This is a genomic window from Methylococcus sp. EFPC2 (assembly GCF_016925495.1).
Lineage (GTDB): Bacteria > Pseudomonadota > Gammaproteobacteria > Methylococcales > Methylococcaceae > EFPC2.
This window is the reverse complement of the sequence record NZ_CP070491.1, coordinates 906,783-930,662: the sequence shown is the minus strand read 5'-3', so window position 1 is coordinate 930,662 and position 23,880 is coordinate 906,783. Positions and strand designations below refer to the sequence as shown.

Genomic DNA, 23,880 nt, shown 5'->3' with positions numbered 1-23,880 from the left:
GCTTGCATCAGCCCACTGACCTTCGATCCGGTGTACAAAGCCTTAACTCAGCCAACGAGTAAGAACATGAACGCCATAGATCCCATTTTGGATAACTGGTACGAGGACGCTGCATCCGGAAGGACTTTCCGCGTCGTCGCACTCGATGAGGCCAACGAAACCATCGAAGTGCAATATCTCAATGGCGACCTCGGCGAATACGACTGTGCCTCATGGAACGAGTCGGCCATCGTGCTCGTCGAGGCTCCCGAAGACTGGAGCGCGCCATTCGATGACGTGGAAACGGACGACCTCGGATATTCCGACCCGGACACACACGGGCGCGATATCGGCGACATCACCCTGAACGATCTGCTCGAAGGAGAAGAATGAGCGTCGGCCACCGGCACAACACAGGCGCTAAGCCGCCGGCCGTCGTGGAATCTCCCTCACGCATTGCGGTGCTCATGTATCACCGAGTGGACGACGCCAAGAGCGACGGGGAATCCCGCTACGCCGTCGAACCCGAGCGTTTCGCCGCGCATATGCATGCTTTGGCACAAGCTGGATACCGTGCCATCCGCATCGACGATCTCACCGGCTGGCTGGAAGGCCGGCTACCAGGCCTGCCGGAAAAGTCCTTCGTATTGACCTTCGACGACGGCTTTCTGGGCGTACACGACCACGCCTGGCCGATATTGCGCGAATTGAACTGGCCCTTCACCGTATTCCTGGTATCCGACCTGATCGGCAAGACGGACGAATGGACGCGCAAGGAAAATCCAGGCCGTATGGGCCACCCGCTGATGAGCGTGGACCACATAGGCGCCATGCAGGCGAACGGCGTGAGTTTTCATTCCCATACCCGCCATCACGCCAGCCTGACCAGCCTGGATGACGAAACGCTAGCCGACGAGTTGGCGGGATCGCGGAAAATACTGGGCGAAGTCTTGGGGATACCCGCCCACTTTCTCGCCTACCCTTATGGACACGTCGACGAGCGGGTCGAAAAAGCCGTCCGCGCCGCCGGCTATCAGGCCGCCTTCTCCACTCAGCCCGGCTTCAATCGGGCAGACGTCAACCCTTTCCGCATCCGCCGCCTCGACGTCTACGGCACCGACACGGCGGCCGCGTTGGTGCGCAAGATCAAGCTCGGCAGCAACGAAGGCGGACTCAGCCCCATTCTTCGTTACTACTGGAACCGGGCCCTAGCGAAGCTCGGTCGCAAAGCCGCCTGACACTACGACCGTCAAAGCTCGACCAGCTTGACCCGCGGCATCACGTTGCACAGCAAGACATAGGGTATCGTCCCGGCGTGGCGGGCGATCTCCTCCACCGGCAGGCCCTCGCCCCAAAGGGTCACTTCGTCGCCCACCCGGGCCTCGGGCAACTCGCTCAAGTCCAGCGTGACCATGTCCATAGACACCCGGCCTATCAGAGGCGCCCGCCTACCCCGCACCAGCACCGGGGTACCGGAAGGCGCCTGGCGCGGATAACCGTCACCATAACCGATGGCCGCCACGCCGACCCGCGTGGAATGCGGACAGACCCAGTCTCCACCGTAGCCGATGGCTTCGCCGGCCGGCAAATTCCTGATGGCGATCAGCCGCGTGCGCAGGGTCATCACCGGCTTCAAACCCTCGTCCGGACCGCTACGATCCGGAAACGGCGAAGCACCGTACAGCACCAGACCGGGCCGCACCCATTCCGCATGGGCACGCTCCCAGGCCAACAGGCCGGCGCTGTTGGCGACGCTGCGCTCGCCCGTCAAGCCTTCCAGCGTGTCGCCGAACAGGTCGAGCTGCTGACCGGTCAAAGGATCGGTGCGCTCGTCCGCATTGGCCAGATGGGTCATCATGGCCAGGGGCTGACGCACCGCGGCGCAGTTCTGCAGACGGCGATAGCAGGCTTCGAACTGTTCGGGATTCAATCCCAGCCTATGCATGCCGGTATCCAGCTTGAGCCAGACCGCGATCGTACGATCCAGCACGGTGGTTTCAAGCAGGTCGACCTGCAAAATTGAATGGATCACCGGTTCCAGGCTGTAACGGGCGTAAAGCTCCAATTCCTCCGCGCAGGTATAGCCTTGCAACACCGCGACGCGCTGACTGACGCCGGCCATGCGCAGACTGACGCCTTCATCGACGCGCGCCACCGCGAAGGCGTCGGCATCGGCCAGGGCGCGGGCGACGCGCACCAGGCCATGGCCGTAGGCATTGGCCTTGACCACCGCCATGACCTTGGCGTTCGGCGCGCATTCACGCACGCGCGCGAGATTGTGGACGATCGCCGTCATGTCGAGCACGGCGTGGGCGGCCGGCAACATCAATAAGCCTCGTCGGAATACGGGTCGGAGATGAAGTTTTCGAAGCGGGTATACTGGCCCAGGAAGGTCAGCCGAACAGTACCGATCGGGCCGTTACGCTGCTTGGCGATGATGATTTCGGCCGTTCCCTTGTCGGCGCTTTCGGGATTGTAGACCTCGTCGCGGTAGATGAAGATGATGAGGTCGGCGTCCTGCTCGATGGCGCCCGACTCGCGCAGGTCCGAAGGCACCGGCCGCTTGTTGGGACGCTGTTCCAGGTTGCGGTTGAGCTGGGAGAGCGCGATCACCGGCACGTTCAGCTCCTTGGCCAGCGCCTTGAGCGAACGGGAGATCTCCGAAACCTCGTTGACGCGATTCTCGGAGTTTCCGCCACCTTGCATCAACTGCAGATAGTCCAGCACCACCAGGCCCAGTTGTCCGTGTTCGCGGGCCAGGCGGCGGCAGCGGGCGCGTACTTCGGTCGGTGTGAGCGCCGGGGTATCGTCGATGAATAGTTGCGTGTCCGCCAGGATGTTGATGGCCGAAGTCATGCGCGGCCACTCGTCGTCCTCCAGCTTGCCGGTGCGTACCCGGTGCTGGTCGATGCGACCCAGCGAGGACATCATGCGCATGGCGAGCTGTTCGCCGGGCATTTCCATACTGAACACGGCCACCGGCTGCTTTTCCTTGATGGCGACGTTTTCCGCGAGATTCATGGCGAAGGTGGTCTTGCCCATGGAAGGTCGGCCCGCCACGATGATCAGATCGGAGGCCTGCAAGCCCGAAGTCATCTCGTCGAAATCGGCGAATCCGGTGCTCTTGCCGGTGATGTGGCCTTCCTTGTGGAACAATTCCTCGATGCGGTCGACGGCACTGGCCAGCAGGCTCTTGATGGGCTTGAAGCCGGTTCCGGACTTGCGCCGCTGATCGGCGATATGGAAAACTTTCTGCTCCGCCGTTTCCATGAGCTGAGCCAGTTCGCGCCCTTCCGGCCGGTAGGCCGAATCGGCGATCTCCGCGCCCACGTGGATGAGTTGGCGCAGCACCGAACGCTCGCGCACGATGTCGGAATAGGCTGCGATGTTGGCCGCGCTGGGGGTGTCGCGCGCCAATGAGCCCAGATAGGCCAGTCCGCCCACCTCCTCCAGCCAGCCCAGCGATTCGGCCACTTCGGCCAGGGTGACCACGTCGAAGGGCGACTGCTTCTCGGCCAGCACCTTGATGGCCCGGAAGATCAGCTGATGATCACGGCGGTAGAAATCTTCTTCGCCCAAGCGGTCGGCGACCGTGTCCCAGGTCTGGTTGTCCAGCATCAGCCCGCCGAGCACCGATTGTTCGGCCTGTACGGAATGCGGAGGGACCTTCAGTGCGTCGACTTGGCGATCTTCGTAATAAGGCGGGGCAGGTTCGTAGTCGTAATCAGGCATGACGCAGGGATTCGATGATGCGGGTGGTCGAGTAGCCGTCGACGAACGACAGCAGGCGGACCTCGCCGCCATGGGCGAGCACGCAGTCGTGCCCGGCGATGTCCTCGATGCGGGAATAATCGCCGCCCTTGACCAGTACGTCCGGCAGGATGCGGCAGATCGCCTCGCGCGGCGTGTACTCATCGAAAGGCAAAACCCAATCGACGCATTCCAGGGCCGCCAGCATGGCCATGCGATCGGCCAGCGGATTGACCGGACGACCGGGGCCTTTCAGCCGAGCTACGGACTCGTCGCTGTTCACCAGCACGATCAAGCGATCGCCCAGGGCCCTAGCCTCCTGCAGGTAGCGCACATGGCCCAGATGCAGAATGTCGAAACAACCGTTGGTCAGGACGATTTTTTCGCCCTCGCGGCGGGCGGCCGCCAAGGTTTTCAACAACTCATCCATGCCGATCACGCCCCGTGCGTGGGCCCTGGGCCCGTGCAGGGCTTCGTTCAATTCCTTCTGCGTCACGCTAGCGGTACCGAGCTTGCTGACCACCAGGCCGGCCGCCAGATTGGCCAGGGCGGTGGCCTCGTCCAAAGGCGAACCCGCGGCCAGGCAACCTGCCAGCACGGAGATGACCGTGTCGCCGGCGCCGGTCACATCGTAAACCTCGCGCGCACGGGTCGGCAGGTGCAAGGGGGCGTGATGGGGTCTGAGCAGGCTCATGCCCTGCTCTCCACGCGTGATCAACAAGGCACCGAGATCCAGTTCGGCCAGCAAGCCGCCACCTTTTTCTTCGATTTCGCGCTCGTCGCGGCAGCGGCCCACGACGGCTTCGAACTCCGCGAGGTTGGGCGTAAGCAGATCGGCCCCGGCATATTTGGCGAAGTTGCTGCCCTTGGGATCCACCAGGATGGGCTTGCCTGCCGCGCGAGCCAGACGGATCATCGCGGGAACCGCGCTGAGGCTGCCCTTGCCGTAATCGGACAGCACCACCAGGTCGGCACGGTCCAGATCAGACTCGTAGCTGTTCAACAAAGGCTGCGGGTCGACGGACTGGAACGACTCCTCGAAATCCAGCCGCAGCAACTGCTGGTGACGGCTGATGACGCGCAGCTTGGTGATGGTCGGCAGGGTCGTGGGACGCTGGATGTCCAGCTTGATCCCCGCACGATCGAGCAGTGCCAAGAGCGCATCGCCGGTTTCATCGCGGCCCACGTAGCCCAGCAGCCTGACGTCCACGCCGAGCACCGCCAGATTCAGGGCCACGTTGCCCGCTCCGCCGGCCCGCTCCTCGTTGCCCTGCACATGGACCACCGGCACCGGTGCCTCGGGCGACACGCGCGCCGTACCGCCGCGCCAATAGCGGTCGAGCATCAAATCGCCCGCAACCAGCACCTTGGCGCTTTTGAAATCAGGAAGTTGCATTTAGGAAGGGGGTAGAAAAGGCCTCATAGCATAACACAGCGCACCCTGTGGACGACGCGCTTTGGCCGTGTGGTACACTGCCCGATGCGAGTAACAGCGTTAAAGGTAGGGGAATACCCGCCTGCGCGCTGACCGCACGACACAATACCAACAAGGGGTGCCCGGTCGACACCACGTGGCCGGAGAAAAACCCGTTCACTGTAAGGAGGAAACATGCCAACGTTCAAGTTCGACAAAGAGATTTTCCTGGCTTACCCGGTGCATACCGCTGTATTCGTCAGCGATTTCGCCGTGCTCCTGTTCCTGCCGCTCGTCCGCCCGCCGGTTGTGCTGGGCATCTTGCTGATCGGCCTCCTGGTTTACCTCTCCATGTTTTTCGGCGCGAAGCTGAACGTACCGGACGTGAGCGAGAAAACCTCGTGATTCGCCCGGGCCCGGCCGGTCCCGGCCGGGCCCCTCCCCCTCTGCCATCATGACGCACATCCATACCCCCGCCGGCCTGCTCGTCCGCTTAGGGGCCATGCTCTACGACGCACTCCTCCTGCTCGGTCTTTATTTCGTCGCCACCGCGCTGCTACTGGCCTTCCGCCACGGCGAGGCCATCCGCCCCGGCCAATGGGCTTACGGACTTTATCTGCTGGGGGTCGGTTTCGTCTTCTTCGGCTGGTTCTGGACTCACGGCGGTCAGACGCTGGGCATGCGCGCGTGGAAACTGCGTCTCTACACGGTCGACGGCGGTCCCGTAGGCTGGCGCCAGGCGGCGCTTCGCTATCTATGCGCCCTTCCCTCCCTGGGCTTGTTGGGCCTGGGATACTGCTGGGCCTTACTCGACGCCGAACGCCACTGCTGGCACGACCGGGCATCAAATACCCGGATCCTGCGGGAAAAGTCCTAGCTAGCGCTGCCGGGCGATGGCGACCGTAGCGGCCGTGAACACCAGCAGGGTGGGCGCGGCGGCGGCGACCAGCGGATTGAGTTCATAAATCAGGCCAAAATGGCCGAACATCCGGTCGAACAGATAAAACCCCAAACCGAGGGTAACCCCGACCACGATGCGTTGCCCCATGCTGGTTTCCCGCCGTATGGTCATGACGAAGGGCACGGCCACCAGCAGCATGACCAGGGTCAGAAAAGGGCTGACGACGCGCTGCCAGAAGGCCAGTTCCACCGGCAAGGATTTCTGGCCGTTTTCCGCCAGGTATCCCATATATTTCCATAAATCCGTCGCCGAGAGGTTTTCCGGACGGACCACGAAGATATTGAGCAAATCCGGCGCCAATATGGTCGACCAGTCCAACTTGTCGAGAGATTCCGAACTCACGGTCTCTCCGCCGAAATGCGTGCGGCGTATCCGGCTCAAATCCCAACGACCATTCTGGTAGCGCGCCTGGTCCGCGTGAGAGGCCTGCTTCAGGCGGTGACTCTCGTCGAGCTCATAGATACTGATGTCGCCGAGCGACTCCCCCTCGTTGATCTGGCGGATATTGATATAAACCTCACCGTCGCGTACCCAGAAACCGTATTTGGTGCGCGAGGCGATCTGCTCGTGGGTGGCGGTGGCCTTGAGCATTTGCGCCGAGCGTTCGGCGACCGGCGAGACATACTCGCTCACCCCCCAGGAAAACACCACGAGCAATACGCCGGCGCGCAGGACCCCGAAAATGATGCGGGTCTTGGATGCCCCGGCGGCCTGCATCGCGACCAGTTCGCGATTGTTCGCGAGCGTTCCCAGCGTCACCAGGCTGCCCAGCAGCGCGGCGGACGGTAGAAGGTCGTTGAAGCTCCTCGGGGTATTGAGCGTCAGGTAGAGGAAAATCTGCTTCAAGCCGTAATCGCCTTCCCCCATGTCACGCAACTCGTCGGCGAAGCTGAAGAAGTTCAGCAAGGCCAGGAGTATTAGCGAGGCGACCAGGGACCCTTTGAGCACTTCGCTGGCGATGTAGCGGTTCAAGGCCTTCATCGCGGTGCCCTCCCCCTGGCCGATTGGATGAGCCATTTCAGGCCGTAGCTGCGCAACAGATAAAACAGGGCAATCACGGTCATCAACGCATAAACGGCGGAATAACTCAGCCACATGGGCCATTTGCCGGTCATCAGCATGCCCTGGCTGACCTTTTGCAAATTCTCATAGACCATGTAAATGAGGAAGGCGACCGCCACGTTGCCGTAGACCCCGCTGCGGGGCGCCATGCGCGCAAGCGGTATGGCCAGAATCGCCAGCACCAGTATGCCCAAAGGCACCGCGATGCGCTTCTGCAGCTCGGCCAGTTCGCGCGGCGTGCTGGACACCCACAGCTTCAGGCTGGGCTCCGCCTCGCGCTTGGCCGCCGCCTCGGGGCTGCTGTCGTCCTCGATCTTGACGGCGTACTCGTCGAACTCACTGATCACGAAATCCGCCTGGCCCGGTATCCCCTGATAGCGGTGGCCATCGCGCAGCACCACGAAATGCTCGCCGGTCTCGGCCGTTTGCAGAAAGCCTTGCTCAGCCACCACGATGCCTGCCTTGTCGCCATCGCGGCTTTGCACGAACACGTCGGTCAAGGTGTTGTCGTCCGACTCCACGGCCTCCGCGTACAGCACCACGTCGCCCCGGCTGAATTCGTTGAAACGCCCCGGTTTGATGCCGCGCACGTCCGCGCTCTGCTCATCGCGGTGCATCAGGTCCTGCGACTGACGCTCGGACCAGGGCATCACCTCCAGCGCCAAATAAGCCGATAGCACACAGACCGGCAGCACGAAATAGAGGACCGCCCGGTACAACCGCATGAGCCCAACCCCTGCGGAGCCCAGCACGGTCATCTCCTGATCACGGTACATACGCCCGAATACCATCAACATCGCCAGAAACAGCGAAGGCGGCATCAGGATGATCAAGGCCGACAGCATCTTCAGGGCCAGCAGCACGAACAGGGTATCGGCGGCCACCTCGCCTTCGATGGCCTTGGTCAATATGCTCAAGAACTTCTTGCTGACGATGATGGTCACCAAGACCGCCAGCACCGCGAGGCTGGTACTGGCCAGCTCCGCGGTGATCATGCGGTCCAGCACCGGCAGCCATCGCCGCCTCGTACGCGTCAACGGCTTCGGTTCGACTACGGGAAAACTCATGTAACGCGACATCCTTACGATGAGCGCCGGGTGCCACCGTTGCGGGTGCCATCGCCAAACGCAGCTACTTACTCTAACATTGCGGCCAAAAAACAGCCGGCCCGCTTGGGGCGGGCCGGCCTTTCACTCAAACATCAGAAGGATACCATTATGGACTATTCGATCAAAAGCGAGGCACCGGACAAGATTTCAGACGATTGCCTGATCGTCGGCTTCTACGCGAAACGTAAGCTGGGACCGACCGCAGCCGCCCTGGATCAGTTGCACGACGGCCTGCTCACCCGCTTACTCAAACGAGACGACATCGAGGGCAAGACCGGCGACATCCTGCTGGTCAATCCCCTGCCGCACGGCAAGACCGAGCGCCTGCTCCTGGTGGGCCTGGGCAAGGCCGAGGAATTGAACATCGCCGCTTACCGCAAGGCCCTGGCCGCCGCCATCAAGGCGCTCAAGGATAATGCGGTGAAGTCCGCGGCCAGCGCCCTGCACGAAGCCGAGGTCAAAGGCCTCGCCCTGGACGGCAAGATCCGCCAAAACATTGAAGTTTTCGAGAATGCCCTCTACCAATTCACGCAACTCAAAAGCGACAAGACGCAGATCAAGCCGGCCCGGCTCGCCAAGCTGAACTTCCTGGTCGATGGCGACTCGCACCAGGCACAGGCCGAATTAGGCGTCAAACAGGGCAAGGCCATAGCCGACGCCATGCTGCAGGTGCGCGATCTGGCCAACCTGCCCGGCAACATCTGCACGCCATCCTATCTCGCCGAACAGGCCGTGAAGCTGGGCAAGGCACACAAGAAACTGAAGACCAAGGTGCTCGACGAAAGCGATCTGGAAGAACTCGGCATGGGGTCTTTCCTCTCGGTCTCCAAGGGCAGCCGCCAGCCGGCCCGCCTGATCGTGCTGGAATACCAGGGCGCCTCGGCCAAGACCAAGCCCTACGTACTGGTCGGCAAGGGCCTCACCTTCGACGCCGGCGGCATCTCGCTCAAGCCGGCCGCCAACATGGACGAGATGAAGTACGACATGTGCGGTGGCGCCAGCGTGATCGGCGCGCTCTCGGTCGCCGCCGAACTGGCCCTGCCGATCAACGTGGTAGGCCTCATCCCCGCCTCGGAGAACCTGCCGGACGGTAACGCCAACAAACCGGGCGACGTGGTGACCAGCATGGCCGGTTTGACGATAGAAATCCTCAACACCGACGCGGAAGGCCGTTTGATCCTCTGCGACACATTGACCTACGCCAAGCGCTACGACCCTGTCGCGGTGATCGACGTCGCCACCCTCACCGGGGCCTGCATCGTCGCTCTGGGCCGCCACCCCAGCGGCCTGATCAGCAACGACGACGAGTTGTCCGCGCAAATCACCGACGCCGGCGAGCGCGCGGCCGACCGGGTCTGGCGCCTGCCGCTGTGGGACGAATACCAGGAACAGCTCAAGTCCAATTTCGCCGATATCGCCAACATCGGCGGCCCGGACGGCGGCACCATCACCGCCGGCGCCTTCCTTTCGCGCTTCACCAAGGACTACAAATGGGCGCATCTGGACATCGCCGGCACCGCCTGGAAAACCGGCGCCGACAAGGGCGCGACCGGCCGGCCCGTGCCACTGCTGGCGCAGTACCTGATCGACCGGGCGCAATGACCAAGGTCGATTTTTACGTGCAAACCGGCCAGGACGCCAAGCAACGCTGGACCCTGGCCTGCAAGCTCGCGGAAAAGGCCTATCGCCTCGGGCTGAAAGTCCACATCCGCACGCTGAGCGGTGAGCAACAGACCATGGACGATTTGCTGTGGACTTTCCGACAAGGCAGTTTCATTCCCCATACCCGAACCGACGCCCCGGCCGACGAGCGGGCCGAAGTGCCCATACTGATCGGCCAGGAGTTCGGCGAGGGCGCCGACTTGCTGCTGAATCTGGCGCCCGATCTGCCGCCGGATATGTCGCCCTATCCCCGCCTCGCCGAACTGGTCAACGACGACCCGTCCACACTCATGGCGGGACGGGAAAAATTCCGCCATTACAAGGGCTTGGGACTGGAAATCGAAACCCACAAGCTGGGGGAATAAGTACCGCCATCGCTGCGACGAAGGCGGGCCGGCCGATTACGATCGGTCGCCGTCCCACGAACCCTACATGCCTTGTTTCGCCGCCCGATAAGGGGGATTCTATCCACAGGCTTCCAGGCAAAGCCGGCCAGCCTGCCGGGAGAAGCCGGACCGGGCCCGTGGGGAAGGATTGAGGGCACGCCCCACACCGTAGCTTCACACCATCCCCCATGGGGTAGGCATTACCAGCAGAGGTCTTGCTTATGGAACCTGCGCAAAGCGGAACAACACGATTCCACGCCCCCTTGGGCCGGCTCGCCTTGTTTCTCCCACTCATACTTTGCACCGAAGCAATGGCCCAAGACGCCGAGCGAGGCCGCCGACTGTTCGAGAACCAGTGCCTGGTCTGCCACCAAGACATCGCCAAACCCGGCCAAAAACACGCAGTGACAAATTTGCAAGACCTGCGTCAGCGCATACAAGGCTGGGCTTTCCACATGGGAGAGGATTGGGGGAAAAGCGAAGTCGACGACGTGCTGCTTTATTTGAACAGTGCGATTTACCGGTTTCAGGAACCCGCAAGATAAGTATTATCCCTAGCCATCAAAACTTTGTTTCCACATTCCTCTCGCTGAACCGGCATGACGCTTATGCCCCAGAGGGGCACATGAAGCCGTAAGAAGATTCCATCTCGGTATTGACGGCTGATTTAAGCCGAGCGCATCATCGATCCCGTCGTACGATAGGGCCCCGTGCCTTTTCCACCCGCCCTTATTCTCTTCCCTTACCTAATAACAACGGGAGGCACATGAATATGGCTAAGGCACACCGGCCAGGAACGGGCGGGATATTAAAAAGCTGGCATCGGCTGATCTTTTTATTTCTCCTGATTCCGTACCAATATACCGGGGCGGCGGAAATCCCGGGAGCAATACAGCCCGGCCAGATCGAAAAACAATTATCCCGACCTCCCTCGCCGCGCGCGACTCCGCCCGACATACCCCGTCCCGCGGTCCAGGCCGCACCTCACCCCGAAGGACCCGCTGCAAGCTTTCACCTTAGCGATGTCAGTATCGAAGGCGTCACCGCTTATAGTCCCGATATTCCTAAGGGATATTTTTCCGCACTGATCGGTAAAACAGTAACGCTCGCACAACTTAGAACGGCGGCAGAAAACTTAACCAGCCATTATCGCAACGACGGCTATGTGCTGGCGCAAACCCTGATTCCGACACAAACGCTTAAGGAAGGGGTAGTGACTATCAAGGTCGTCGAAGGCTTCATCGACTCGGTCAAATTCGACGGTGATCAGCCAAACGACTCGCGCGGCCTGGTCTTGGCGTACGCCGAAAAAATACGCGCCGCTCGCCCCCTGCGCCAAAGCGTGCTGGAACGCTATTTGTTGCTGATGAACGATCTTCCAGGTCTTGCCGCTTCCGCGTCCATCACGCCTTCGGCCACGCAAACAGGCGCCGCGGGATTACTGATCACCCTGAGCCGCAAGCGGTTTGGCGCGCAGGCTGGTTTCAACAACCGCCTGCCTAAACTGCTCGGCACTTACCGCGGCGAGGTCTACGTCGAGGAAAACAATGTGCTGGGCTGGCAGGAGAAGGCTTACGCACGGCTTTTCCAGTCTTTCGAAGGGAAAATGACGCTTTTGTCCTTGGGGCAGGATATAGACGTCGGTACCGAGGGCACGAAGTTCTCCGCCGTCGTTAACCAGGTCTGGTCGCAAAGCTCGATCTTCGACGTCTCCAACGGGCTTCGGTCCAACCTTATCTCCTTCAACCTCGCCGTTGTGCACCCCTTGATACGCACCCGCAACAGCAATCTTTCGCTGCGCGGGAGTTTCTCCGGGGTGGACTCGCAATCCGACGAGACGCTGTCCGGCACGACGCTCATCGACGACCGCATCCGCTCGTTCCGCGTCGGCCTGACCTATGACCTCGCGGACTCGTTTTTCGGCATCAATGTGGCTGATATCGAACTGAGTCAGGGCGCGCCCATCTTCGGCGCACGCGATCCCTCGGAGAGTTCGCGCAACGACGGAACCGCGAAACTTTCGACGGCCCATGGTCAGGTCGATTACACCAAGGCCAACTTGTATCTATCCCGCCTCCAGTCCCTCACCCAGCATCTATCCCTGCTGGCGGCATTTAATGGCCAATACACCGAAGACGTGTTGCTGTCGCCGGAACAGTTCGCCATCGGCGGCGAGCAGTTCCTGCGGGCTTATGACCCCTCGGAATTCATCGGCGACAAGGGCTGGGCGGCCAAGGGGGAACTGAGATACGCGATCGACGCCTGGGCGCCGGTCAACACCCTGCTTTATGGCTTCTACGAATACGGCGAAGTCTTTTTCAACGACCGCCGTCAAGCCAAAATCAGCGCAGCCGCGGCCGGCGCAGGCATCCGGCTCTCGTTCAACCCGTACTTCAGCGGCTATATCGAAGGCGCCAAACCCCTGCACCCCACGGAAGCCAGCGAGGGCAATCGGGATATGCGCCTGTTCGGCGGTTTCAGACTGACCTATTGAACCAGAGGAGGCACGCTCATGCATTCAGCTCCGAAGTCCTCCGCAATCTGGTGTCTCTCCCGCTGTATTTCATGTTGCGCCGCATGCTCGATACGCGGGATGGGAGCGGCCGCAACGCTGGGAATTCTATTCAGTGCATGCGCCCACGCGAATCCCGAAGGGGGGAGCGTGGCAGCGGGTAGCGCCAGCATATCCCAGTCCGGCAACCGCATGGACGTGAATCAGGCCAGCGAGCGCGCCGTGATCAACTGGAACAGTTTCAATATCCAGAGTCACGAGCACGTCAATTTCAATCAACCCGGCCGGGACTCGGCCGTACTGAACCGGATCACCGGCAACGACCCCTCGGCGATTGCCGGCAAGCTCACGGCCAACGGCCATGTTTATCTGGTCAATCCCAACGGGATCCTGTTCGACAAGACCGCCCAGATCAACGTCGGCGGACTCATCGCGAGCACCGCCAACATCAGCAACGCCAACTTCATGGCCGGGCGCCTGAACTTCGATCAGCCAGGAAGGCCAGGTGCGCTGATCAGCAATGCGGGAAACATCAGCGTACAACAAGGCGGTCTGGTCGCCCTGGTCGCACCGGGCGTGGAGAACCAGGGCGTGATCCAGGCCCGGCTGGGCAAGGTGACACTGGCGGCCGGCGATGCCTTTACCCTGGATCTCTACGGCGACCGGCTCATCAATCTCACCGTCAGCAAGGAGCAACTGGGGCAGATAACAGACGCTCAAGGCAAGCCACTGACGCACTATGTCGGCAACCGCGGCGAAATCATCGCCGACGGAGGCATCATTGCCCTGCTCGCCAGTACCGGCAAACACATCGTCGACAACCAGATCAACTTGCAGGGCCACATGCAGGCACGCTCGGTCGAAAACCGCAATGGCGTGATCACCCTGGTAGGCGACGAGAACACCAAAGTCAGCGTCTCTGGAACGGTCGACGTTTCCGGGCAAAGCCCCAACAGCGACGGCGGCAAGGTGGAAGTACGCGCCGGGACGGTGGCCCTGAACGACGGTACGCATATCGATGCCTCGGGCGATCGCAACGGTGGAACGGTGTTGGTGGGCGGGGATTATCAAGGCCAAGGCGCGGCGCCGAATGCTCAAACCACGAGCGTGTCCGGCAAGGTAAGGATCCAGGCAGACAGCCGCTCGGAAGGCAGCGGCGGCAAAGTGATCGTGTGGGCCGACGACCACACCCGTTTCGACGGCAGCATTAGCGCGAAAGGCGGATCGCGCGGCGGCGACGGCGGCCTGGCCGAAGTCTCGGGCAAAAAGCACTTGAATTACACGGGGCGCGTATCCCTCGATGCGCCACATGGGCGCGCCGGAACCTTGCTGCTGGACCCCGAGGACATCACGGTAGCGGACAGCGGGAGCAGCACCCTGACCGGCGATCCGGCGACGATATCGGCCTCCACCATTTCGACGACTTTGGGTAGCGGCACCAACGTATTGCTGAAGGCCACGCGCAACATCGATGTCCTGGCAAGAATCGATGCCCGCTTCGACAACGCGCCGTCGGGCGCCGGTCTGGATCTGACCGCCGGCAACGACATCAATATCGGCGCCGCCATCCTCACCAAGAATGGAGCGATCTCCGCGACCGCCACCAACGGCCAGATCACCATGGCCGACAACAGCTTCCTCTTTGCCGGCAACCAGAACATCACCCTGCGCGCTGGCGGCGACATCTCGACCCAACAGTTGGTGACTACCGGCGATGTGACCTTATCCTCGAGTCGTGGTTCGGTAACGCAATTACAAGACCTCGGCGGAATACCGGGGTTTAGCCTGGGCCGGATTCTCGTCGACGCCAACGGCGGTTACGTCAAACTGAAAGGCTTACTTTCGACCGGTGACATTCAGGTAACGGCTTTGCGGAATATCGATATCGATCGCCCCATCGACTCGGGAGGCTCGGTTCTGCTGGCCAGTTCGGGAAACAACTTGGATCGCTCGGCAATCAACCTCAATCACAATGTATATACCCATGGGGGTAATATCACATTTGCAGGAGATGTATTGCTTAATCCGCAAGCCGGAGAATTGCACGTGCCAATCACGGCTAAGACACCAGGATACCAAGGAAGCTTTGATACTTGCGCCACGAGCGTGTGTGCTCAGGAGCTGTGCCCTACGTGTAATGTGATCACGAACAATAACGAACAAGTTCTGGTACTTGACACGCTGTTCAAACAATTCATATTCGCAAATAGTGGGAACATCGTTGGGGCGACCTACCAGCCAACAAACTTTAATTTACGGCTACAAAAAAATGGAACCACTATCACAGGATACGATGGGACTAACCTTGATAAGACCCTTGCGGATCAAAGGGTCGCCGGCCTAGCCTCACTGTTCGAAGTACGCCAAATCACCGTCAATAGCAATGGGGGGAATATCACGTTTGCTGGAAAACTTGACCGTTATGCAGCTGACGCGAGGGAAAACTTTTCAAAAGCATACGCAGTGAACTACGACGACCCCACCGTAACCACCAATACCGCGACTCGTATGCAGGATTTCGATGTGGTTTTCGATAGCTTTGTTAATCATGGCTTGGAGTTGTCGGCGAATAGCGGGGGCATTGAGTTCAAGGGACAGATTGGAGATAAAAACATCTTGGCGCTTTCCCTATACCGAGACCAACACGCGGTCGATGGGGATAAAATCGGTTTTCAGGGTTTTTTTGATCTTAACAATTCCGGCGGGAATGGAGATACCCCAATAATTCCAGTTATAGGTACTTTTAACCTCGCACTGACAACCAGAGGCCAAATCAGATTTGAAAAAGATATTTTCATAAACACTTTAACGGTCAACGGCACGAACCAGACCTCTACCGACGCCCAAAACCGGGGGGCGGATAATGACAGTAAAATACAACTCGTCCCTGACGGACTCACGGGTTTCATAGCGCTAAACGCGAACACTATCTACGGTGCTACGACAGCCTCTCTTGCCGCTGCAGGCTTTTCCCCCGGCCAAATAGGCGGCGCGATCAGTCTGGGCGATAGTCCAGGCACACTCACATTTGCTAACACCGGCGGAAATACCATCGGCCAACTGCAGGGAGCGGTTGCAAGCGCCGGCCTAACTACTCGCGTCCAGCCGCAAGCGGAAGTGGCTTGGCGGACCGTGAAATGCAAGGGATCGCGAACTTTGGCCCAACGGGACGGGGCAGCCGGACAAGACCGCAATGGCGGCGACGGTTTGTACGTGATTGAAGCGCCGAATCAGCCGGCAGCAGCCGTGCGGAAGGGGCCTGACGGCCAAAAACCCACCGCTGGGTCGGGAGCGACCGACTGCCCCGCTTAAGGATGTATTCCCATGAACGGGGCCGGCCGTGTCGGACACGCTGAAACGATGGTATTCGAGCTGTCGGTCCCGTCAACACAGGCTGAGTCCGCGAACCTAGGCGGTTGGATCGACGGCGGCCGTGAACGTGACCGGTCCATGGTCTTTTTTCTTGTCTGCCTGATGTTTCTCGCCCTCGGATATTCGTACGGTGCATGGTCCGCGCCGCCATCCACTACTCCGGTATTGCGGGTGGAAACCGACATGCATACCGCGTTCATCAAGAAGCTCAGTGTGGACCGCATACACCGGCGGGTGGTCAGCGTTTCGGACGACAAGACCGCGCGGGTTTGGGACCTGCAAACGGGACGTTTAATCGCCACGTTGCGAATTCCGATCAGCGCGGCGGGCCACGAAGGGCAACTCTACGCCGGGGCGGTGTCGCCGGACGGCAAACGCGCTGCGGTGGCGGGTTATACCGGCTTGGCGGGAGAAAACGATACGACGGTCTATTTTTTCGATCTGGAATACGCTCGCCGGGCCTACACGCTCCGGCTGAATGACGCCGCCACGACCATCGACAATCTGGCCTATTCCGACGATGGGCGTTTTCTCGCGGTGTGTTTGTCGAGGGAAGGCCGCGCCTTTTTGATGGTTTTCGAAACACGAAACTTCCGGCGCATAGCCCTGGACGCCGCTTACCAGGATCACATTTTGGGCATCGATTTCAGCCCGGACGGGCGTCTGGTCACGACCTCGGTCGACGGTTATGCGCGCTTGTACGACGCCCGCTTCAAGCGCATCAAAGTCCGGAAAATCGGCAACGAACCGTTTCACGCCTATTTTTCGCCGGACGGGAGCGAGGTCGCCATCGGCTTCAACGACGCCCCTCGAGTGGCCATCCTCTCCGGGGTGGATTTGTCGGATCGCCATGCGGTGGACGTGACCGGCTTGGATAAGCAGAAGAATCTCATCGCGGTCGCCTGGTCGGATGACGGCCACTATCTCCATGCCGGCGGGGAATCCACCGGCGAAGGGAGTACGGCCATTTATCGGTGGGACAACCGGGGGCGAGGCCGCCGCGAACGATACGATGCCGGCCCCTACCGCATTTCCGATCTGCATGCGCTGCCAGACGGCGGCGTCGTTTATTCCACGGGAGCCCCGAGCATCGGGGTACTGAATGCCTCGGGAGACAAACGCTGGCATCGCGAACGCGATACGGCGGACTTCATGAGCGCGGCGCTGGATTTTCGGGTTTCGCCGGACGGATCGAGGGTGCAATTTCCCTACGGCAACGGCGATAAGCAATTTGGGCTGTTTTCGAGTTCGGATGGACTGCAAGTCGCCCGGAACTCGGAACTCGCGCTATTGCCACCGCTGCTGGCGAGTCCAGGAATGACCGTTTCCGGTGTCCATGACGGCGCGGCTCCAAAGCTGAATGGCCAGCCCCTGCCGATGGATAAGCACGAGTCCCCACTGAGCTATGCCCTGGCAGCCGACCCGCACCGTGTGTTGCTCGGCACCACCTGGGCGCTGCGGTTATACGACCGGGTAGGCCGGCAAATATGGGCCGTACCGCTGTCCCAGATGGCTTTGGCAGTCAATGTGTCCGCCAACGGCAGATGGGCCGTCGGCGCCTTATCGGACGGCAGCATACGGTGGTTCCGCATGGCGGATGGCTTAGAGGCTCTCGCGCTGTTCCCGCACCGCAACGGGCGGGACTGGGTGCTCTGGACACCTAAGGGCTTTTACCTCTCCTCCCCCACCGGAGACCAGTACATCGGCTGGCATCTGAACCGAGGGAAGGACAAGACCCCCGACTTCTACAAGGCCGTGCAGTTGGAGCGCTTGTTGTTCCGCCCGGAGATCGTGCAGAACTACGTCGCGAGCATGCACGCCGGCGCCGCGGCACCCTCCGTGCCTCCGGGCGATGTATTCGACATCAATCGGCTTGCCGAAACTGCGCCGCCCAGAATCGACATACTCTCAATAACGCCCGCTCCGGAAACACCGGGGCGAACACCATCCGCAACATTGCGGTTTGCGATTCAAGAGGGCGGAATTCCGATACGGGATTACAACGTTTTTGTAAACGGGATACCGGTGATTCCCACCCGTGATCGGATACTGAAAAACGGAGAAGAACACGCCCTGGTCAAGGAAGCGCCGCTTGAGTTATATGCCGGGGACAACCTCATCCGGGTGGAGTCGTCCAATGGTCAGTCGCTGGGCATCGCCGAGCGGTATTTGGCCGATTCCGGCGAGCCGCCGGCTACGGTTCCTCCGCCAGGCGATCTCTATGTGCTGGCCGTAGGTGTCAACACGTTTCCGGAGCTTGGACCCCGATGGCAATTACATTACGCCGCAAGCGATGCCGACGATTTCGCAAAGACATTCCGAAACCTCGGAGGCGCTTATTTCAAGCGTATTTTCACCAAGACTTTATCGGATAACCAGAGCGATAAACCCACCGGAGCCAGCATCGTGTCGGCCTTGAACTTCTTACAGCAGGCTCAGGGGCGGGATACCGTAATTCTCTACCTTTCATCCCATGGGATCAGCGATCCCCAACAGAATTACTATCTGGTGCCCAGAGACGCAATACCCGAACATGTCGAGCAAGTCGAAAATGGCCAGTCTTTTGAACACACGAGCCTCATCGCCTGGGAGACCTTTTTCGAAGCCTTGCGCAATGCGGCCGGCAAACGGCTTTTGGTTGTGGATTCCTGCAAGGCGAGAAACATCGGGGGCAGATTCGATGCACAGTGGGTGAAGAAAAGATCGGCGTCTGCGGGGTTCGCATTGCTGGTGTCTTCAAAAGGAAGCGAAAACTCCCTTGAGGATGCTCGCTTGGGGCACGGACTTTTTACCTACGCCCTGTTGGACGGACTGCAGAGCGCCTGCGATGGCAGATGCGAGGGGGACATCACACTCCGCCAATTATACGAATATGCCAGTTCTGTGGTGCAGCATTTGCGAAGCAAAGAGGCCGATCAACAAACTCCTCAACTCGAAGCGCCTGCGCAACTGGATAATATGCCGCTGCTTAAGCATACTCACCCTACCTGGGTATCCCGTTTACAAAGAGCGTGGCGACACTCGCTGAATTTCTTACCCTCCTGGAACGGTAATGGCTATTTTCGTGAAGCTCCTTAAATTTGCCCTCGCATTGCTTCTGATGGCTGCATTTTCAGGTTGCAGCGATCAGACACCGCCCTCCGCGGCGCAACCAAAGGGATCGGAGCCCGGAGGCCATGACGAGCACGCATTACCCGAGTTTCCCTGGCCCCCGCCCAAAGCCTCCGCCTTCGCCAGAATTCCGCGAGAGCTTGTAATCAAGCAGGGTCAACAAACCACCTTGCAAGATTTGGCCGAACGCTTGGAAAGGGCGTTTGATAGTGCCGGCTACTCCGAAAAGAGCTATCACGCCGTCCCGGGCGGATTTGCCCTGGCATCGCGCCTCGAACGAATCAAACTGGACGGCACCCCTCAGGATGGAACCGAGCGCTGGTCGGTGAATACGGAACGCCGGGCCATACTCTCGCTGTCCGACTACCTGAAGGCACTGTTCACCGCCCCCCAAGGCCATTACCGTCTTATCGTTTTCGTAGTTACAAACCGACCCTACGCGCAAACCGAAACCAAACCGACGCGCGATGATGCCATGGCTTGGCTCGATAGGGGCACCCTTGCCTTGCCCAAGGCATTGGGCCAGCAAATATATGCGGATGATTATTACACGACCGCGTTGATCTATGAGTTTGAAAAAGGGGCCAACCAAAGCGACGCGTTGCTCAAGCTGCCGAGCGATTTTCAGGGCAAGACCCATCTCGAAAAGTCGGGACTCTGGAAAGCGTTGAGTGGTTGAATGGCAAACCTGGTTCGCTCGGATAAAGCAAAAAAATACCTCGCCGTCGTTTGGTTCGTCGGCGCCGGGATATTGTTCGTCATTCTGGTGCTGCAAAGCACTGTGGGTGTCTATAGCCCGAAAACGGAAGATGTCTGGAACTGGTTCCTGCCCATATTCACGCCCACGCTGACCTTGATCATCGGCATCCTGGTTTCGGACGCGCTGGGCAAATCACAGGGCACGGGCAATGTGGACCGCTTCATCTATCGTCTGACGCTATCCCTGTCGGTTATCTATATCCTGATGGTAGGACTACCCATCTTCATAGCCCCCTTCTCGGCACTCCCCCCCTTGAAACTGATGGAATCATCCCGTCTTTGGCTGGTACCTTTTCAAGGACTCGTGAGCGCTTCTTTGGGCGCATTTTTTGTCAATAAAGGCTAACCGCACTTCGTCAGCATCATTCGAGACGCGACCATAGTCCGCCTCTATCCGCGCAACTTGAGCCGGTAGCCTAAGGGCTTTCCTGTCGCACGACGGCACGTGTTCCCGGTGTATTTGCGGCGCGTCAAATTCTTTCGCGATGTCCTGGAAAGCGAAGCGGTCACCGCTGTGTTTCTTCCGCTCGGACTGGATGCGACGCCACAGGATGATTGCTCGACGTGAAAACGCCAATAGCCGAGCGCCTAGATTAAATCGATAACGCCCCGCGGGGACGTCCATCACCGGCGGAGACCGATCTGCTGGCATCGTCGGTCTCCGCCGGACATTCTTCCGTGCAAATACATACGGGCTGGCAGAGCGCTGCGCTCATACGCGGAACGATCTACCCGGGTTGCTACCCCCAGCCCTCGAACATCACTTAATGGATTTCCTTCGTACGGCGAGGTACAGCCCCGTCAGAGCGGACATCAGCAAAGACAACGCGGGAGGCAGGGGTACCGGTTGGATTACGCCGAATTGACCACGGGTTTCATCGTCGGGACCCGCGGCAAAATACAGGCGATCCGGACTGCCTGCATTCCCACCGTTACCCGGGGTTATCCCCCACAGTCCCGGGATGCTCAATGCCTTCCCGTCCGCGCCGAGCAGTTGACCGAGGAAGGTGCTTGTGGTCTGGTCGTAGACGTTGATGGTTCCGTCGCCGAAATTTCCCACCAGCAGCTTACCGCCCAATTCGCCCCAGGAGGATGGTGCGAGTGCCAAGCCCCAGGGCGCGTTCAAACTGCCACCGGAAGCGATACGGGCAAGGAAGTTGCCGTTGAGGTCATAGCTATCCACGTAGCCAAAACCTGGTTGAGCGTCTTCATCCGCACTACCGGAGAGCTGCTTGGCGTAGGCAACATAGAGCTGACCGGCCAACTGTTGGATGTTGAATGGCGCATACCCTGAGGGCAGGTTGGGGTCAGTAAATGATCCCTCGAGACTGGGTGCCCCGGAACTACCTTTGACGTGGATACTGCCGCTATTAAAGTCGGCCGCATAGAGGTAAGAGTTGGAACCGATCGTGCCCAGCGCGCCGCCCTTAAAGATCGCACTGGGGTTGTTTTCCAAAATCTCGGCCTGAGTTCCCAAGGCGCCCCGCCAGCCAGAAATGGTTCCGTCCTCGCTGACGAAGAGGAAACGATCGCCGTTGAAGCCGCTGCCTCCGTTAAACACCTGTCCGGTCACCGCTCCGGTGCCGGGAATGGTCACCACCAGGGAGTTTATGGTCGTGGCGTCCGTTATGGGATTGACGGTATAGACGGTCGATGTGCCCGTCCCATTGGCCGAAACCCAAAACGGCCCCGTCGGCCCATACGAGACTCCCCAGCCGTTGACCAGATTACCATCCGCGATACCCGAGCTGCCGTCGTCGCTGATCAGCGTTCGAACATCGAATCGAATTTCAGCGGATACCGGGAGCGTATAGGTCAACAATTGGGCAAAGCATGCCGAAACGAGCAGCCTGCCGGGTAGAGAACGAGTCGATGAAGAAACAGTCATGATTCACTCCTTAGAATTGTCCGTGCATACGGTGAGCGACAAGGGTTTGTATTCGATCGTGAAACGCTGTTCGCAATTAACCCCACCGTCTTGGCGACCCATGCCATCTTTCCCTGTTCCGCTCACGTGGGGTTTGGTAAACGTCGACGCTTCGATCGCCACGGACTATTAATTCCCGGTTGCGGCCGTAGCGTTCGACGATCCCCAAAATATTTCGGGGTTCTCGCGGACGGGAGATAAGCCGACGAGTCTCATCCGTCGCTTACCAAGGCCGAATTCGCGTGTTCGGTGATCGCCTAAAAGTCCGGTTCCCGGCAATCCGGAATGGCTCGGAGTCGCGCCAGGACAAGACAGGCATCCACGACTTTCGGCCCGGATGACGTGTTCCCTGGGCCGGATACGTCGGACATGGCTGGAAAACAAAGGTCAGCCGCGCAGCGGGTAGACCGGGATGTTTTCCATGCCCCCCAGAAGGCCCAGGGCCGGGCGGGGCACCGCAGGGCGCAGGCTTTATTGCGTCCGTAGGTGACCTGCAAGGCATCCCGAACAGGCCGTAGAGTCATCTCGGAGCGATGCGGAGGCGACGGCTCTAAGGTCGCTGGAGCGAGTCGACGGGGGACGGCTGGGGCGCCGAAGGCAATAACCGTCCCGCAAGTGCGGCCGTGCGGCGTAGGGAACGCCGTTAGGCACAGCACGTCGTGGGACACGCTGCCGCAACACGGCCAAGGCTTCGGTAGCCGTCAAATCCGGCTTCAGCTCGTGCATCAACGCCAGGAGCCCGGTGATATGCGGAGCGGCGAAGGAGTTGCCGGACATGAAGTCATAGGTCGCATGGGGCAGCGTGGTGAGGATTTCGGACCCTGGAGCACTTAATCCGCCACCCCGGAATCCACCTCGCATCGGCTCCGGCGACTGCGACCGCACCGCAATCACCCCGTCCACACTGGCGGGAAAGCCACTGACCGCATTCCCCCCGGAATCCGAAGCCACGATGAGTATGCCTTTTTCGATCGCTGCCCGGATCAGCCGCGCCACCAGGGGATCGTCGGGACCGCTCAAGCTGAAATTGATGATCTGGGCACCGAGGCGGATGGCTTCGTTGACCGCCAGAGCCAAGGTGAAACTGTTGCACAAGGCGGCAGCCGCACCGGGGCTCTCCGGCCAACAAGCTCTGAGCGCATAGAGCTCCACCTCGGGCGCCACGCCCATGATGCCGAGTCCATTCCCTGCCTGGGCGGCGATGACTCCGGCTACCGCCGTACCGTGAACGTCCCGGGTTTCCTCGCCGGATTTCAATATCGCCAGGTTTTCTGCCACCGCGATCTGCCGCCGCAGGTCGGGATGATGCGTGTCCACCCCGCTGTCTATCACCGCCACGCGGACGCCCCGGCCGGTCGCGAAGCGGTGGGCAGCTTCCACGTTCATGGCCTGCATGTCCTTTTGCAGGCGGTAATATGGGTCGTCATGGTTCGCCGCGCTCGACGCTATTCCGCCCATCACGTGGAAGGTCTGCATGGCTTGCACCGACTCGACCTGTTGGTCTTTCGCCAGCGTCTGTAGCGCTTCGTCGACATTTTGTCCGGCAGGGACTTCATACACGACGCAGGCGACGCCCAGGACGGTGACCGGCCATTCCGCCACCAGCCGCAACCGATAGCGTTCCGCCAACTCTCCGGCAAGCCGGGAACTCCAGCTTGAACTCGCATAGGGTCCGCGCGGCAGGTAGCGGTCCTGAGTGCCGCCCGGCACCACCCGCCCGATGCTGTGGTCGACGAACGTGACCAGTATGCGTCTATCCTCACCGTGGACTGAAGGTTCGTCCAAGGCCGGATATTCGGTTTGCAAGGCACATCCGCTCCACGGGATCATCAGAGCCAGCAGCAGCGCGCGCATCAGTGTTGTCACGGCACGATCA

At 60.2% G+C, this 23,880-nt stretch carries 19 protein-coding genes; 12 read left to right on the top strand and 7 right to left on the bottom strand.

Annotated features, from left to right (window positions below; translation table 11 throughout):
- Positions 1-66: 66 nt before the first annotated feature.
- Both JWZ97_RS04010 and JWZ97_RS04005 read left to right on the top strand, forming a co-directional pair.
- Positions 67-372: a DUF6763 family protein gene (locus JWZ97_RS04010; protein WP_205433538.1), complete on the top strand. Its 306-nt coding sequence runs from the start codon at positions 67-69 to the stop codon at positions 370-372.
- On the top strand, positions 369-1,217 hold the full coding sequence (locus tag JWZ97_RS04005) for a polysaccharide deacetylase family protein (RefSeq protein ID WP_205433537.1): 849 nt from the start codon (positions 369-371) through the stop codon (positions 1,215-1,217). The genes JWZ97_RS04010 and JWZ97_RS04005 overlap by 4 nt, the downstream gene beginning before the upstream one ends.
- Before the next feature lie 11 nt (positions 1,218-1,228).
- Here JWZ97_RS04005 and alr read toward each other — a convergent pair whose 3' ends face one another.
- From alr to hldE, 3 genes are read right to left on the bottom strand one after another with little or no spacing between them, the layout of a single operon-like run.
- Positions 1,229-2,305, bottom strand: a complete 1,077-nt coding sequence (gene alr / locus JWZ97_RS04000) for an alanine racemase (protein ID WP_205433536.1) — start codon at positions 2,303-2,305, stop codon at positions 1,229-1,231.
- Entirely contained in the window at positions 2,305-3,711 is a 1,407-nt protein-coding gene (dnaB, locus tag JWZ97_RS03995) for a replicative DNA helicase (protein ID WP_205433535.1), read from the bottom strand. The genes alr and dnaB overlap by 1 nt, the downstream gene beginning before the upstream one ends.
- The gene (hldE, locus tag JWZ97_RS03990) at positions 3,704-5,125 is read right to left on the bottom strand and encodes a bifunctional D-glycero-beta-D-manno-heptose-7-phosphate kinase/D-glycero-beta-D-manno-heptose 1-phosphate adenylyltransferase HldE (protein ID WP_205433534.1); all 1,422 of its coding nucleotides are present in this window, start codon (positions 5,123-5,125) and stop codon (positions 3,704-3,706) included. The genes dnaB and hldE overlap by 8 nt, the downstream gene beginning before the upstream one ends.
- Before the next feature lie 213 nt (positions 5,126-5,338).
- Between hldE and JWZ97_RS03985 the strand changes: the two genes are divergently transcribed.
- Both JWZ97_RS03985 and JWZ97_RS03980 read left to right on the top strand, forming a co-directional pair.
- Entirely contained in the window at positions 5,339-5,548 is a 210-nt protein-coding gene (locus tag JWZ97_RS03985) for a hypothetical protein (protein ID WP_205433533.1), read from the top strand.
- Positions 5,549-5,597: 49 nt separating this feature from the next.
- A complete protein-coding gene (locus tag JWZ97_RS03980; protein ID WP_205433532.1) occupies positions 5,598-6,020 on the top strand; it encodes an RDD family protein in 423 nt (140 codons plus the stop codon).
- Here the strand turns inward: JWZ97_RS03980 and lptG are convergent, their stop codons facing one another.
- Positions 6,021-7,121, bottom strand: coding sequence for an LPS export ABC transporter permease LptG (gene lptG / locus JWZ97_RS03975; RefSeq protein ID WP_240342465.1), 1,101 nt, complete (start codon positions 7,119-7,121; stop codon positions 6,021-6,023). It lies immediately after the preceding gene.
- Positions 7,082-8,233, bottom strand: a complete 1,152-nt coding sequence (gene lptF / locus JWZ97_RS03970) for an LPS export ABC transporter permease LptF (RefSeq protein WP_205433531.1) — start codon at positions 8,231-8,233, stop codon at positions 7,082-7,084. The genes lptG and lptF overlap by 40 nt, the downstream gene beginning before the upstream one ends.
- 150 nt (positions 8,234-8,383) lie before the next feature.
- Here lptF and JWZ97_RS03965 point away from each other — a divergent pair, with 150 nt between their 5' ends.
- The 8 genes from JWZ97_RS03965 to JWZ97_RS03930 all read left to right on the top strand — a co-directional run bounded on the left by JWZ97_RS03965 (position 8,384) and on the right by JWZ97_RS03930 (position 20,423).
- Complete coding sequence (locus JWZ97_RS03965) at positions 8,384-9,877, top strand: leucyl aminopeptidase (protein ID WP_205433530.1); 1,494 nt, start codon at positions 8,384-8,386, stop codon at positions 9,875-9,877.
- Complete coding sequence (locus JWZ97_RS03960; protein WP_205433529.1) at positions 9,874-10,302, top strand: DNA polymerase III subunit chi; 429 nt, start codon at positions 9,874-9,876, stop codon at positions 10,300-10,302. Before JWZ97_RS03965 ends, JWZ97_RS03960 begins: the two co-directional genes overlap by 4 nt.
- A 242-nt stretch (positions 10,303-10,544) precedes the next feature.
- Complete coding sequence (locus JWZ97_RS03955; protein ID WP_205433528.1) at positions 10,545-10,868, top strand: hypothetical protein; 324 nt, start codon at positions 10,545-10,547, stop codon at positions 10,866-10,868.
- A 227-nt stretch (positions 10,869-11,095) separates the two neighbouring features.
- Entirely contained in the window at positions 11,096-12,817 is a 1,722-nt protein-coding gene (locus tag JWZ97_RS03950; protein ID WP_205433527.1) for a ShlB/FhaC/HecB family hemolysin secretion/activation protein, read from the top strand.
- Between the two features lie 18 nt (positions 12,818-12,835).
- Complete coding sequence (locus tag JWZ97_RS03945; RefSeq protein ID WP_371822564.1) at positions 12,836-16,147, top strand: filamentous hemagglutinin N-terminal domain-containing protein; 3,312 nt, start codon at positions 12,836-12,838, stop codon at positions 16,145-16,147.
- A gap of 243 nt (positions 16,148-16,390) precedes the next feature.
- Positions 16,391-19,285: a caspase family protein gene (locus JWZ97_RS03940; protein WP_205433525.1), complete on the top strand. Its 2,895-nt coding sequence runs from the start codon at positions 16,391-16,393 to the stop codon at positions 19,283-19,285.
- Positions 19,260-19,997, top strand: a complete 738-nt coding sequence (locus tag JWZ97_RS03935; protein WP_205433524.1) for a hypothetical protein — start codon at positions 19,260-19,262, stop codon at positions 19,995-19,997. Before JWZ97_RS03940 ends, JWZ97_RS03935 begins: the two co-directional genes overlap by 26 nt.
- Positions 19,998-20,423, top strand: a complete 426-nt coding sequence (locus JWZ97_RS03930; RefSeq protein WP_205433523.1) for a hypothetical protein — start codon at positions 19,998-20,000, stop codon at positions 20,421-20,423.
- A 414-nt stretch (positions 20,424-20,837) separates the two neighbouring features.
- On the opposite strand, the gene JWZ97_RS03925 is transcribed toward JWZ97_RS03930, so the two are convergent.
- Complete coding sequence (locus tag JWZ97_RS03925) at positions 20,838-21,965, bottom strand: TIGR03118 family protein (RefSeq protein ID WP_205433522.1); 1,128 nt, start codon at positions 21,963-21,965, stop codon at positions 20,838-20,840.
- Between the two features lie 510 nt (positions 21,966-22,475).
- A complete protein-coding gene (locus JWZ97_RS03920) occupies positions 22,476-23,870 on the bottom strand; it encodes a S8 family serine peptidase (protein WP_205433521.1) in 1,395 nt (464 codons plus the stop codon).
- Positions 23,871-23,880 lie beyond the last annotated feature (10 nt).

Excerpts from the sequence above, each read along its gene's own strand:
- dnaB (WP_205433535.1), bottom strand. The coding sequence starts at position 3,711 with ATGCCTGATTACGACTACGAACCTGCCCCGCCTTATTACGAAGATCGC.
- JWZ97_RS03935 (WP_205433524.1), top strand. The coding sequence starts at position 19,260 with ATGGCTATTTTCGTGAAGCTCCTTAAATTTGCCCTCGCATTGCTTCTG.
- JWZ97_RS03930 (WP_205433523.1), top strand. The coding sequence starts at position 19,998 with ATGGCAAACCTGGTTCGCTCGGATAAAGCAAAAAAATACCTCGCCGTC.
- hldE (WP_205433534.1), bottom strand. The coding sequence starts at position 5,125 with ATGCAACTTCCTGATTTCAAAAGCGCCAAGGTGCTGGTTGCGGGCGAT.
- lptF (WP_205433531.1), bottom strand. The coding sequence starts at position 8,233 with ATGAGTTTTCCCGTAGTCGAACCGAAGCCGTTGACGCGTACGAGGCGG.
- JWZ97_RS03965 (WP_205433530.1), top strand. The coding sequence starts at position 8,384 with ATGGACTATTCGATCAAAAGCGAGGCACCGGACAAGATTTCAGACGAT.
- JWZ97_RS03985 (WP_205433533.1), top strand. The coding sequence starts at position 5,339 with ATGCCAACGTTCAAGTTCGACAAAGAGATTTTCCTGGCTTACCCGGTG.
- JWZ97_RS03940 (WP_205433525.1), top strand. The coding sequence starts at position 16,391 with ATGCATACCGCGTTCATCAAGAAGCTCAGTGTGGACCGCATACACCGG.
- JWZ97_RS03950 (WP_205433527.1), top strand. The coding sequence starts at position 11,096 with ATGGCTAAGGCACACCGGCCAGGAACGGGCGGGATATTAAAAAGCTGG.
- JWZ97_RS03960 (WP_205433529.1), top strand. The coding sequence starts at position 9,874 with ATGACCAAGGTCGATTTTTACGTGCAAACCGGCCAGGACGCCAAGCAA.
- JWZ97_RS03925 (WP_205433522.1), bottom strand. The coding sequence starts at position 21,965 with ATGACTGTTTCTTCATCGACTCGTTCTCTACCCGGCAGGCTGCTCGTT.
- JWZ97_RS03945 (WP_371822564.1), top strand. The coding sequence starts at position 12,836 with ATGCATTCAGCTCCGAAGTCCTCCGCAATCTGGTGTCTCTCCCGCTGT.
- JWZ97_RS03980 (WP_205433532.1), top strand. The coding sequence starts at position 5,598 with ATGACGCACATCCATACCCCCGCCGGCCTGCTCGTCCGCTTAGGGGCC.
- lptG (WP_240342465.1), bottom strand. The coding sequence starts at position 7,121 with ATGGCTCATCCAATCGGCCAGGGGGAGGGCACCGCGATGAAGGCCTTG.
- JWZ97_RS04010 (WP_205433538.1), top strand. The coding sequence starts at position 67 with ATGAACGCCATAGATCCCATTTTGGATAACTGGTACGAGGACGCTGCA.
- JWZ97_RS03955 (WP_205433528.1), top strand. The coding sequence starts at position 10,545 with ATGGAACCTGCGCAAAGCGGAACAACACGATTCCACGCCCCCTTGGGC.
- alr (WP_205433536.1), bottom strand. The coding sequence starts at position 2,305 with ATGTTGCCGGCCGCCCACGCCGTGCTCGACATGACGGCGATCGTCCAC.
- JWZ97_RS04005 (WP_205433537.1), top strand. The coding sequence starts at position 369 with ATGAGCGTCGGCCACCGGCACAACACAGGCGCTAAGCCGCCGGCCGTC.